The sequence below is a fragment of the Parvibaculum sp. genome (assembly GCF_049671045.1).
Taxonomy (GTDB): domain Bacteria; phylum Pseudomonadota; class Alphaproteobacteria; order Parvibaculales; family Parvibaculaceae; genus Parvibaculum.
Map to the genome: position 1 here is coordinate 19879 of NZ_JBATUH010000069.1, position 11777 is coordinate 31655.

At 65.8% G+C, this 11777-nt stretch carries 12 protein-coding genes; 8 read left to right on the forward strand and 4 right to left on the reverse strand.

Going from position 1 to position 11777, the window contains the following annotated elements:
- Nucleotides 1–10 precede the first annotated feature (10 nt).
- The 4 genes from dut to ubiE all read right to left on the reverse strand — a co-directional run bounded on the left by dut (nucleotide 11) and on the right by ubiE (nucleotide 4318).
- Nucleotides 11–484, reverse strand: coding sequence for a dUTP diphosphatase (dut, locus tag WBG82_RS08670; RefSeq protein WP_424423795.1), 474 nt, complete (start codon nucleotides 482–484; stop codon nucleotides 11–13).
- The gene (gene coaBC, locus WBG82_RS08675; RefSeq protein ID WP_424423797.1) at nucleotides 481–1728 is read right to left on the reverse strand and encodes a bifunctional phosphopantothenoylcysteine decarboxylase/phosphopantothenate--cysteine ligase CoaBC; all 1248 of its coding nucleotides are present in this window, start codon (nucleotides 1726–1728) and stop codon (nucleotides 481–483) included. Before coaBC ends, dut begins: the two co-directional genes overlap by 4 nt.
- A gap of 160 nt (nucleotides 1729–1888) precedes the next feature.
- Nucleotides 1889–3490 (reverse strand): 2-polyprenylphenol 6-hydroxylase, encoded by a 1602-nt coding sequence (gene ubiB, locus WBG82_RS08680; RefSeq protein ID WP_424423799.1) that lies wholly within the window; start codon nucleotides 3488–3490, stop codon nucleotides 1889–1891.
- 15 nt (nucleotides 3491–3505) lie between these two features.
- On the reverse strand, nucleotides 3506–4318 hold the full coding sequence (gene ubiE / locus WBG82_RS08685; protein WP_424423801.1) for a bifunctional demethylmenaquinone methyltransferase/2-methoxy-6-polyprenyl-1,4-benzoquinol methylase UbiE: 813 nt from the start codon (nucleotides 4316–4318) through the stop codon (nucleotides 3506–3508).
- 87 nt (nucleotides 4319–4405) lie between these two features.
- On the opposite strand from ubiE, the gene mutM reads away from it, so the two are divergent.
- From mutM to WBG82_RS08725, 8 genes are all read left to right on the forward strand, one after another.
- A complete protein-coding gene (mutM, locus tag WBG82_RS08690; protein WP_424423804.1) occupies nucleotides 4406–5287 on the forward strand; it encodes a bifunctional DNA-formamidopyrimidine glycosylase/DNA-(apurinic or apyrimidinic site) lyase in 882 nt (293 codons plus the stop codon).
- A gap of 34 nt (nucleotides 5288–5321) precedes the next feature.
- The gene (locus tag WBG82_RS08695; RefSeq protein WP_424423807.1) at nucleotides 5322–5708 is read left to right on the forward strand and encodes a hypothetical protein; all 387 of its coding nucleotides are present in this window, start codon (nucleotides 5322–5324) and stop codon (nucleotides 5706–5708) included.
- Between the two features lie 44 nt (nucleotides 5709–5752).
- Complete coding sequence (locus WBG82_RS08700) at nucleotides 5753–6529, forward strand: enoyl-CoA hydratase (RefSeq protein ID WP_424423810.1); 777 nt, start codon at nucleotides 5753–5755, stop codon at nucleotides 6527–6529.
- Nucleotides 6530–6754: 225 nt separating this feature from the next.
- Nucleotides 6755–7021, forward strand: coding sequence for a 30S ribosomal protein S20 (rpsT, locus tag WBG82_RS08705; RefSeq protein ID WP_424423812.1), 267 nt, complete (start codon nucleotides 6755–6757; stop codon nucleotides 7019–7021).
- Nucleotides 7022–7565: 544 nt separating this feature from the next.
- Nucleotides 7566–8042, forward strand: a complete 477-nt coding sequence (locus tag WBG82_RS08710) for a rhodanese-like domain-containing protein (RefSeq protein WP_424423815.1) — start codon at nucleotides 7566–7568, stop codon at nucleotides 8040–8042.
- A gap of 285 nt (nucleotides 8043–8327) precedes the next feature.
- A complete protein-coding gene (gene dnaA / locus WBG82_RS08715) occupies nucleotides 8328–9818 on the forward strand; it encodes a chromosomal replication initiator protein DnaA (protein ID WP_424423817.1) in 1491 nt (496 codons plus the stop codon).
- Between the two features lie 373 nt (nucleotides 9819–10191).
- Nucleotides 10192–11310 (forward strand): DNA polymerase III subunit beta, encoded by a 1119-nt coding sequence (gene dnaN, locus WBG82_RS08720; RefSeq protein ID WP_424423820.1) that lies wholly within the window; start codon nucleotides 10192–10194, stop codon nucleotides 11308–11310.
- 123 nt (nucleotides 11311–11433) lie between these two features.
- On the forward strand, nucleotides 11434–11777 hold a 344-nt coding region (locus tag WBG82_RS08725; protein WP_424423822.1), incomplete at its 3' end, for an AAA family ATPase.

Consider the following 11777-nt stretch of genomic DNA (forward strand, 5'->3'; position numbering starts at 1 on the left):
CGGCTTCTGTTCAATTCTCCCGGGCTTCGATGCCGGTCGATCCGAAACCGCCCGTGCCGCGAAGCGTGTCGTCGAGCGTCTCGACCTCGGCAAGTTGAGCCTGTGTCACCGGCGCCACCACCATCTGCGCGATCCGCGCGCCGCGAGTGATGACGAAAGGCTCCGCCCCCAGATTCACCAGAATGACTTTCACCTCGCCCCGATAGTCGCAATCGATCGTGCCGGGCGAGTTGAGCACCGTGACGCCGTTCTTGGCGGCAAGGCCCGAGCGCGGCCGCACCTGCGCCTCGAAGCCTCGCGGCAGGGCGATGGCAAGCCCCGTCGGCACGAGGGCGCGCGCGCCGGGAGCGAGCGTCAGCGGCTCGGCCTCGGGCAGCGCGGCGAGAAGGTCCATGCCGGCCGCGCCCTCCGTCTCGTAACGGGGAAGGCCGAGCCCCTCGCCATGCGCCAGCCGCTGGACGGCGATGCGGACGGTATTCGTCATGCGCGCGAACCCTTCTCGGTGAAATGGGTGAGGATGCGGCGGACAAGGCGCTCGGCGACGGCCTGCTTCGGCAGCAGCGGCCAGTCTTCCTGTCCCCCGCCCGTGATGAGATGAACGGTGTTGAGTTCGCCGCCCATCACGCCCGTCTCCGGCGAGACGTCGTTGGCGACGATCCAGTCGCAGCCCTTGCGCTTGCGCTTGGCGATGGCGTGCTCGATCACCTTTTCCGTTTCGGCGGCAAAGCCGATCACGAGTTCGGGCCGGCCGCTCTCGAGGTGCGAGATCGTGGCGAGCACGTCCGGGTTCTCGACGAGCCTGAGTTCCGGCGCGCTTGCGCCCGGCTCCTTCTTGATCTTCTGCGAGGCATCGACATCGACGCGCCAGTCCGCGACGGCGGCGGCGCAGATCGCCACATCGGCCGGAAGTGCGGCTTCGCAGGCCGCGAGCATTTCACGCGCCGTCTCCACGCGGCGCACATCGACGCCGGGCGGATCGGGAAGGATGGTCGGCCCCGAGACGAGCACGGTATCGGCGCCGAGCCGCGCGAGCGCGGCGGCGATGGCGTGGCCCTGCTTGCCCGAGGAGCGGTTGGCGAGATAGCGCACCGGGTCGATCGGCTCATGCGTCGGGCCCGAGGTCACGAGCGCCCTGAGCCCCTTGAGCGGTTGTTCGCCCGAAAAGGCGAATTCCGAGAAATGATTTTCGATGGCGGCGAGAATTTCGGCGGGCTCCGCCATGCGGCCGGGGCCGAATTCGCCGCAGGCCATGTCGCCTTCATTGGGGCCGATGAAGCCGATCCCGTCGGCCATGAGCTGTTCGATATTGCGCTGCGTCGCGCGGTGGTTCCACATGCGGACGTTCATGGCCGGGGCAATGAGCACGGGCTTGTCGGTGGCGAGAAGCACCGTGGTAGCGAGATCGCCGGCAAGGCCTGCCGCCATCTTCGCCATGAGATCCGCGGTCGCAGGCGCGACGACGATGAGATCGGCGGAACGCGAAAGCTCGATATGGCCAATTTCGGCCTCGGTGGTGAGGTCGAAGAGTTCCCGGAACACCTTGTCCCCGGTGAGCGTGCCGACCGAGAGCGGGGTCACGAATTCCGCCCCCGCCGCGGTCAGGATCGCGCGCACGCCCGCGCCCTTCTCGCGCAGGCGGCGGATCAGTTCGAGACACTTATAGGCTGCGATTCCGCCCCCTATGATGAGCAGGATGCGGCGGTTGCGGAGCGTCGCGGCGTCACTCACTTGGCTGGTTCTCCGGCTTGGGCGGTTTTGCCCGGGCGCGTTTCGGCCGGGCAGGGGGGAATATAGGGTTCTACGCGCCCAATGTGGAGATAAAAAACGTCACACTGCCGGATCGGTAAATTTTTGCGCCGGTATATGGGCCAACCTGCACCGGGGCTGCTCAGACGAGCTGCAGGATGAGAAGCGCGAGCGCCGCGCCGGCGACGGCCCAGAGAATGGCGGGGCCCCATGCGCCCTTCTTCTGGGCGCGGGCGATGGCGTCGGTCGAGTCGGGATGGAGCTTCAGCCCCTGCTCGTCGATACTGTCTGAAAAGAACCGCCCCATGCGTTCGGCCCGGTCGATGAGCGTCGGGAGCTGGCCGACGAGGCGGCCGAGCTGGGCGGCGCCCGCCGCCGCCTCCTCGAGCCGCGTTTCGGGCGCGAGGCGCTCCATCATCCACGCCTTGAGCACGGGCTCCGCGCTGTCCCAGATATTGTGGTCGGGATCGAAATGCCGCGCGACGCCCTCGATCACCACCATGGTCTTTTGCAGCAGGATGAGTTCCGGCCGCGTTTTCATGTCGAATTGTTCAGTGACCTGAAAGAGCTGCGCGAGGAGCCGCCCCATGGAAACATCGCGCGCGGGCCGCCCGAAGATCGGCTCGCCCACCGCGCGCAGCGCCTGCGCGAAAGCGTCGATGCTCTTCGTGTAGGGCACATAGCCTGCCTGGAAATGGATCTCCGCCACGCGGCGGTAGTCGCGCAGCACGAAGCCGTAGAGAATTTCCGCCATCATGCGGCGCTGCGTTTCGTCGAGCCTGCCCATGATGCCGAAATCGACCGCGACGAGCGTGCCCTTCCCGTCGACGAAGAGATTTCCCTGATGCATATCGGCATGGAAGAAGCCGTCGCGCAGCGCATGGGTGAGGAAGGACTGGATGAGCTGCGTGCCGAGCCTCTTCATGTCGTGACCGGCGGCGATCAGCGCCTCGCGGTCGGAGGCGGGAATGCCGTCGATCCATTCGAGCGTCAGCACGCGGCGCGCCGTGTGCTCCCAGTCGACGGCGGGCACGCGGAAGCCCTTGTCGTTGGCCACGTTTTCGGCCATCTCGGACATGGCGGCGGCCTCGAGCCGCAGATCCATCTCGATCTTCACGCTTTCGGCGAGCGTTTCGACGATCTCGACCGGTCTGAGCCTGCGCGCGGGCGGATAGGCGCGGTCGATGAGTTCGGCCGCCCAGTGGAAGCTGTCGAGGTCGCGCGCGAAGCTCGCCTCGATGCCGGGCCTGAGCACCTTGACCGCGACATCGCGGCCTTCGGGATGCGCCTCGTCGGGAAGCGTCCGCGCCTTGTGGACCTGCGCGATGGAGGCGGCGGCGATGGGCTCGCTCAGAGAAGCGAAAATGGCGCCGATGGGCTGGCCGAGTTCCTCCTCGATCGTTTCGCGGGCCTGCGCCATCGGAAAGGGCGGCAGCCTGTCCTGAAGCCGCGTCAGATCGCGCGCGAGATCGGTGCCGATGATGTCGGGTCTGGTGGCGAGAAACTGCCCGAGCTTGATGTAGGAGGGCCCGAGCGCCTCGAGCGCGGTCGCAAGCCGCGCCGCCGGTTCCTCGCCGCTTTCCGCGCGTTCCTCCCAGGGCATGCGGAGCTTCGCCGCTGCGAGAAGCATGATGAGCGCCGCCGGCATCTCGCCCCTTAGTTCCAGCGGAAAGAGCGCATCGTGCCGCGCGAGCACGCGGCCGGCGCGCACGAGGCGCGTGAGATTGCGAATGGCGCGGAACATCGGCGCGTCTTTCCCTTAAAGACGCCAGCCGGAATGCATCGCGGCGACACCGCCGGTCAGATTCCTGTATTGGACCCGGGCGAAGCCTTGCGCCTCGATCATGGACTTGAAGCGCTGCTGCGGCGGAAAGCGGCGGATGCTCTCGACGAGATATTGATAGGGCTCGCCATTCCCCGTGACCCATTCGCCCATTTTGGGGATCGCGCTGAAGGAATAGGCGTCATAGATGCTGTCGAGCACGGGCACCGACACCTGCGAGAATTCGAGGCAGAGGAAGCGCCCGCCCGGCTTCAGCACACGGAAGGCCTCTTCCAGCGCCTTTTCGACATGCGTCACATTGCGGATGCCGAAGGCGATGGTGTAGGCGTCGAAGGAGCGGTCGGGAAAGGGAAGCGCCTCCGCATTGCCGCAGGCGAACTCGACGCGCCCGCCGAATTGCTGCGCTTCCGCGCGGCTCCGACCGACGGCGAGCATGTGCGGGTTGATGTCGCAGACCGAGACATGGGCTCCGGGGCCCGCCCGTTCGAGAAAGCGGAAGGCGATGTCGCCCGTGCCGCCCGCAACGTCGATGAGCCTGAAGGGCCGCTCGCCCCGCGGCGGATTGAGCCAGTCGATCATCGCCTGTTTCCAGGCGCGATGAAGCCCGCCCGACATGAGATCGTTCATGAGGTCGTAGCGCGAGGCGACCTGCTCGAACACGTCGTGAACGAGCTTCACCTTCTCGGCTTCGGGAACGGTCCTGAAGCCGAAATGCGTCGTCGGCTCGCCGCTTTCTCCGGCGCTTTCCCCCGCATGGGGGCGGGCGTCCGGGGCGGATTGCGTGTTCATTTCTTCGATCCTGGCGTTCATCGGGCGGACCATAGCGCAGGCCCCGGAACGGCGCTACTTTCGCGGGCGTAGTTTGCGAAGGACAAAATGCCCGAACTTCCCGAAGTCGAAACGGTCCGCCGGGGCCTTGCTCCCGCGCTGGAGGGCCGGCGCATCGCGCGCGTGCTTCAGCGCCGCCCCGATCTGCGCTATCCGCTTCCCGAACGCTTTGCCGAAAGGCTCGCCGGCCGACGCGTCGAGCGGCTGGACCGGCGCGCCAAATATATTCTCGCCCGCCTCGAAGGCGACGAGGTGCTGCTCGTCCATCTCGGCATGTCGGGCCGTTTCACCATTCACGCGCCCGATGCGGCGGCGCCTGCCGCGCCTGGCCGCTTTCATCATGGGGCGACGGCGGGCGCGGGCGGGGCGCCGCACGACCATATCGTTTTCGATATGGAGGACGGCACCCGTATCGTTTATTCCGATCACCGCCGCTTCGGCTTCATGGACCTCATAGCCGGGGGGGCGCTCGATGCGAACCGGCATCTGAAGGATCTCGGGCCCGAGCCCCTCGGCAATGAATTTTCGGCGGCTGTTCTCGGCGACCGGCTGAAGGGACGCCGCGCGCCGATCAAGGCGGCGCTTCTCGATCAGCGAACGGTCGCGGGCCTCGGCAACATCTATGTCTGCGAGGCGCTGCATCGCGCGGGCGTCTCCCCCAATCGCGCGGCGTCGGGCGTGGCCGGTCCCTTGCGCGCCGAAAGGCTCGCCCGCGCCATCCGCGACGTTCTGACGGATGCGATCGCGGCTGGCGGCTCCACCTTGCGCGACTATGCGCATACGGACGGGGAACTGGGCTATTTCCAGCACGCCTTCGCCGTTTACGACCGCAAAGGCGAGCCCTGTTCAAAACCGGGATGCGGCGGTACGGTCAGGCGTGTGGTGCAGTCCGGCCGCTCGACATTCTATTGTCCGCAATGCCAGCGGTAGCGCCGGAGGTGACGGATTGGGGGATCGCTCTTCGATGAAGATCAGGGCCTTGGCTGCCGGACTTCTTCTCTGTCTCGCGGGTTTCGCATGGAGCGCGGCGGCCGAGACTGCCGGCTATCTCGACGCGATCGAGGACATGCCGCTCATGGAAGGGCTCCACGAGACGGGCGATGGCGGCATCGTCTTCGACAAGCCGAACGGCCGCATCGTGCGCAGCGTCGCCAGCGGCCATGTCGCCGCGGCGGATGTGAGGGCCTTCTACGCCGAGACCTTGCCGCAACTCGGCTGGACGCGGCAGAAGAAGCTCGAACTCATCAGGGATCTTCTCGTTTTCCGCCGCGAGGGCGAGCGCCTCGAAATTCAGACCGTGCCCGCGAAGGATGGCGGCACGGAGGTGCGTTTCTCGATCGAGCCCGATTGATACGGGGCCGGGCGAGCGGAAACATCGGAGCAGGGGAAGCAGGGATGGCCTACCAGAACATTCTGGTCGAGACGAAGGATGCGGTCGGACTGATCACGCTGAACAGGCCGGATGCGCTCAATGCGCTCAACAAGGTGCTGATGGACGAGTTGTCGCTTGCGCTCGATGTCTTCGAGGCCGACGCGGCCATTCGCTGCATCGTCATCACCGGCTCGCAGAAGGCTTTTGCGGCCGGCGCCGACATCAAGGAGATGCAGTCGAAATCCTACATGGATGTTTATGGCGAGGATTTCATCACCGCGAACTGGGAGCGGGTGACGCGCTGCCGCAAGCCCGTCATCGCGGCGGTGGCGGGCTTCGCGCTTGGCGGCGGCTGCGAGCTTGCGATGATGTGCGACTTCATCATCTGCGCCGACAATGCGCGCTTCGGCCAGCCCGAGATCAAGCTCGGCGTCATGCCTGGCGCTGGCGGCACCCAGCGGCTGACGCGCTTCGTCGGCAAGTCGAAGGCGATGGAAATGTGCCTGACCGGCCGCATGATGGACGCCGCCGAGGCCGAGCGCTCGGGCCTTGTGAGCTGTGTCGTGCCGCTCGCTGAACTTCTCGACGAGGCTTTGAAGGTCGCCGCGCAGATCGCCGCCATGTCGCTCCCCATCGCCATGATGACGAAGGAATCGGTCAATCGCGCCTATGAAACGACGCTGGCCGAGGGCGTGCGCTTCGAGCGGCGGCTCTTCCATTCGATGTTCGCGACCGGGGACCAGAAGGAAGGCATGGCCGCCTTCATCGAAAAGCGCCCGCCCGCCTTCAAGAATCGCTGAGCCGGCCGGATTTCCCGGCCGGTTGACGAGGGCGCGCCCCCCGCGTATAACGCGCGCTCCCGGAAAGAGCTGGCCCGTGCCTTCGGCGCGCGGCTGCCTGTTCCGAAAAAGGCGCGAGGCCCCTTTGGCCGGAATTTGGTTCACCGGAAAATCGGTGTCTCGCGATCCAGCATGAATTTTGCGCCGGCATCGTGGGATGTCCGGTGAGACAAAGGTCAAGGATCGATGGCGAACACACCCTCCGCAAAAAAGGCAATCCGCAAGATTGCGGCCCGCACCGAGGTCAACAAGGATCGCCGTTCGCGTATGCGCACCTTCATCCGCAAGGTCGAGGAAGCGATCGCCAGCGGCAACAAGGAAGCTGCCACCGCGGCGCTGAAGAACGCAGAGCCTGAAATCATGCGCGCCGCGCAGAAGGGCGTGATCCACAAGAACACCGCCTCGCGCAAGGTGTCGCGTCTGGCATCGCGCGTGAAGGCGCTCGGCGCCTGATCCTATCCTGAGACGGCGCGTTCATACGCGCATGTTTGAAGCCCGCAAACATCGCGGGCTTTTTCATTTCGCGTTTTGCGATGACGTCGAATGTCTAACTGCGCGAGCGCTTTTTCGTCATGCTGCGCGCGCATGCGAATGCTCGCAAACGCGAAGTGACGCAACTTGCGAACATCATTGCGGTTTCGTTCGCACACGTCGCTCGCGCGTTTCCGCGCTTGCGAATTTTCATCGGTGCGAGTGCGTTCGAAGCGTTGCAGATGCGTCTCCGGCGCGAACTTTTTTTGACGCTGCCGATTCTTCCGCTTGCCTCCCCGGGTCCCGGCGGGTATGGTTGAAGACCTCGGGGGTACTAATGAATACTGTCGTTTTTCAGTAAAAATTCGTCCAATCACAGTATTCGATTGTACCGTTTCGGGCAGCCAAAAGTATCCAGACAGTTTTGAGTGACGGGACGGCGAAATTCCACTAGGAATTATCGCCGCACAGGAATGCGCGCTCATGACGACCGGGTGCGCGAAGCGAATGTTTGGGAGAGCCGCCGATGCCGGGCAAGACGAACGAAAACGCGACACCGCAGATCCTCGGGCAGAAGCCGGCGGATTACGCGGGCGACGTTTCGGTCGATGAGGCCTGGCGCGTGCTCTCTGCCAATCCCGACGCGGTCCTGGTCGATGTGCGCACGCGCGCGGAGTGGTCCTTCGTCGGCGTTCCCGATCTCGGCTCGATCGGCAAGGAGCCGCTCCTTTCCGAATGGCAGGTTTTTCCGGCCATGTCGCTGAACCCCTCCTTCGTCGCCGATGTTGCCGGCGCGCTGGGCGAGGGACGCAAATCCGCGCCGGTGCTCTTTCTGTGCCGCTCGGGCGCGCGCAGCAAGGCGGCGGCCGTCGCGCTGACGCAGGCAGGCTTCGGCGCCTGTTACAACGTCACCGGCGGTTTCGAGGGCGATCTGGACGAGGGGCGCCACAGGGGGCGGCGCACCGGCTGGAAGGCGGGCGGACTGCCCTGGGTGCAGAGCTAGATCAGGAGGGGGTGTGCCGGCCCTGGGTTGGGCGGGGGAAGATTGGAAGATACGGACGGCCGGATTGGGGAATCCGGTTTCAAATTCCGGCGATGTGCGGGGCCGGAGTGAGAATGAGGGGTAGAGGTCGTGAACGAGAACAAGCAGGTTTCCACGGCAAAATCTGCGTTCAGGTCGGCGGGCGACAGGCTGGCCGGTCCGGCCGGGCTTCCGGAGGGAGCGGCTGTGGGCATCGGAGATACATCGTCGCCGGAGAGTTTTTCGGAATCTGAATTGGGATTTGGAGTGGTGTCGGAAGCTGGGCTCAATGAACAGTGGCGGCGCGTGCGCGCGCGTCTTCATGCCGAGCTCGGCGAGGCGACCTTCAACAGCTGGTTCAAGCAGATCGAACTGATCGGCGTCGAAGGCAACCGCGTCGTGCTGGGCGTGCCGACGCGCTTCATCCGCAACTGGCTGCTCTCCCACTATGAGGAGCGTCTCTCGACGCTCTGGAGCGAGGAGAACCCCGCTTTCACCCGCATCGACGTGCTGGTGCGGACACGTCCGGCCAATATGGCCGCGGGCGAGGCTCCGGCCGCGCCGAGGAGCGTGTCCCTTCAGGCGCGTGAGAACGAGGCGAAGCCCGTGGCTGCGCCCGCGCCGGTGAGGACGCAGGCCGCGCCCGCCATGCAGGCCGTCCCCTCCGCCGCACCCGTGCCTCCCGGCTTCGAGGATGCCGGCGTCGGCGCGCCGCTCGATCCGCGTTTCACCTTCGATGCCTTCGTCGTCGGCAAGTCGAACGAGCTTGCCCATGCGGCCGCGCGCCGCGTCGCCGAGGCGACCGATGTCACCTTCAATCCGCTTTTCCTTTATGGCGGCGTCGGCCTCGGCAAGACGCATCTCATGCACGCCATCGCCTGGGAAATCCGCCGCCGTCAGCCGGAGCGCAAGGTGCTCTACCTGTCGGCTGAAAAGTTCATGTACCAGTTCGTGCGTGCGCTTCGCTTCAAGGACACCATGGCCTTCAAGCAGCAGTTCCGCACGGTCGACGTGCTGATGATCGACGACGTGCAGTTCATCTCCGGCAAGGATTCGACGCAGGAGGAGTTCTTCCACACCTTCAACGCGCTGATCGACCACAACCGGCAGGTCATCATCTCCGCCGACCGCTCGCCCTCCGATCTCGAAGGCATCGAGGAGCGCATCCGCTCGCGCCTCGGCTGGGGGCTTGCCGCCGATATTCACCCGACCGATTACGAGCTTCGCCTCGGCATTCTTCAGGCCAAGGCCGAGGAGATGGCGAGCCGCGCCGGCCCCATGGTGACGATCCCGCCCGGCGTGCTCGAATTCCTCGCCCACCGCATCGTCTCCAACGTGCGGGAGCTCGAGGGGGCGCTGAAGCGCGTGGTCGCCTATGCCTCGCTTGTCGGCCGTCCGATCACGCTCGAAATGGCGCAGGATGTGTTGCGCGACCTTCTGCGCTGCAACGACCGCCGCGTCACCATCGAGGAAATCCAGCGCCGCGTGGCGGAATATTACAACGTCCGCCTCGCCGACATGCTCTCGGCCCGCCGGGCCCGCGCGGTTGCGCGCCCCCGCCAGGTGGCGATGTATCTCTCCAAGCAGCTCACCACGCGCTCGCTGCCGGAGATCGGCCGGAAATTCGGCGGCCGCGACCACACGACGGTCATCCATGCCGTCCGCAAGATCGACGAATTGCGGGCCGCTGATTCGGGCATGGACGAGGATGTCGACCTGCTGCGCCGGATGCTGGAGGGCGGCGGCGGCTCGAGCTGAGCCGGGCCCCCGAAGCCTGCGAAAAATACTTGCTGATTCAGGGGCTTACAGTCCTCCCTGAAGCATGTCCGAAGCACCGAAAAACGTGCATCGCGCGCCGGTTCTGCTATACTTTCGCCGAATATTTTCTGCGGATTTCCGGCATCGGCCGGGGCGCGCCCGGATGGACCCCGCAAAGGGGCCTGCAGGACCGTCTTCCGACTTCCTGGTTCCGTGTGCTCCCCGGGGACCGGACGCGCCCGCCATTTCTCGGCGTCTGGCGCGGAGCCTTCCCGGCAGCATTCGAAATGCGGATCGGATCCGGCGGAAAGCTGGTGCTGAAAGCGTCCATAGGCTGGGGCCGTGCGCCCAAACGGGGGACCGAAGAGAGACCATGAAGATCACGATCGAACGCGGCGCACTTCTCAAGTCTCTCAACCATGTGCAATCCGTCGTCGAGCGGCGCAACACGATTCCCATTCTCTCCAATGTGCTCATCAGGGCGGATAATGGGCAGTTGAGCCTGACGGCGACCGATCTCGACATCGAGGTGGTGGAGGCGATCGACGCCGATGTGGCGCAGAAGGGCGGCACGACCGCGCCCGCGCACACGCTTTACGACATTGTGCGAAAGCTCCCGGACGGCGCCCAGGTCGAGCTTTCGACGGGCGCCGATGAAGGCCGCCTCCAGCTCACGGCGGGCCGCTCGCGCTTCGCGCTCCAGGCGCTGCCGCTGGAGGATTTTCCGGCCATGGCGGCCGGGCAACTGCCGCACCGCTTCGAGGTGCCCGCAGAGGCGATGCGCCGCCTGATCGACAAGACGCGCTTCGCGATCTCGACCGAGGAGACGCGCTACTATCTGAACGGCATCTATCTCCATGCCGTCGAGAGCGGCAAGACGCGGGCCCTGCGCGCGGTGGCGACCGACGGGCACCGGCTCGCGCAGGTCGATCACGAGCTGCCCGAAGGCGCCTCCGGCATGCCGGGCGTCATCGTGCCGCGCAAGACCGTGCTCGAGCTCCAGAAGCTTCTCGAAGGCCATACGGGCGCGATCTCGGTCGGCGTTTCGGAAACGAAGATCCGCTTCGAGTTCGCCGGCGTCGTGCTGACCTCCAAGCTCATCGACGGCACGTTCCCGGATTACGGGCGCGTCATCCCGGCCGATAACGACAAGGTCCTGCAGGTGGACGGCAAGCGCTTCGCGGAAGCGGTGGACCGCGTTTCGACGATCTCGACCGAGAAGTCCCGCGCCGTGAAGCTCAATCTCGACGACGGCCGCCTGACCCTCTCGGTCACCAATCCGGATTCCGGCAGCGCCACCGAGGAGCTTTCGGTTTCCTATTCGAGCGCGCCGCTCGAAATCGGCTTCAACGCGCGTTACCTGCTCGACATTACCGGGCAGCTCGACGGCGCTGAGGCGACTTTTGCGCTTGCGGATTCAGGCTCGCCGACGCTCGTGCGCGACAGCGACGACGACAAGGCGATTTATGTGCTGATGCCAATGCGCGTCTAGGGCGTGGCCGCGGCCTGCTTTCGCTCGTGCCTTCGGGCATGGCGGCCTGCCGGAGGATCGCGCTTGAACCAGATGCTTTGAGTAGGACGGATCTTGTTGGCCCGAACGGGTGAGCACTTCGCGATCAGTGGCGACACCGGCGCTCCGGAGACTTTTGGAGCGGCTGCCGCCTCGCGCCTGAGCCGGCTCGTCGTCACCGACTTCCGCTCCTATGTCCGCGCCGAGATCGCGCTCGATGGCCGGCCCGTGGTGCTGACCGGCGAGAACGGCGCGGGCAAGACCAATCTCCTGGAGGCGATCTCGCTTCTTTCGCCGGGCCGCGGCCTTCGCGGCGCCTCCTATGCCGAGATCGCGCGCCAGGGCGGGGCGGGCGGCTGGGCCGTCGCCGCGACCGTGGAGACGCAGGATGGCCCCGTCCGCATCGGCACCGGCATCGAGCCCGGAAGCGAGGCCACGCGGTCCCGGAC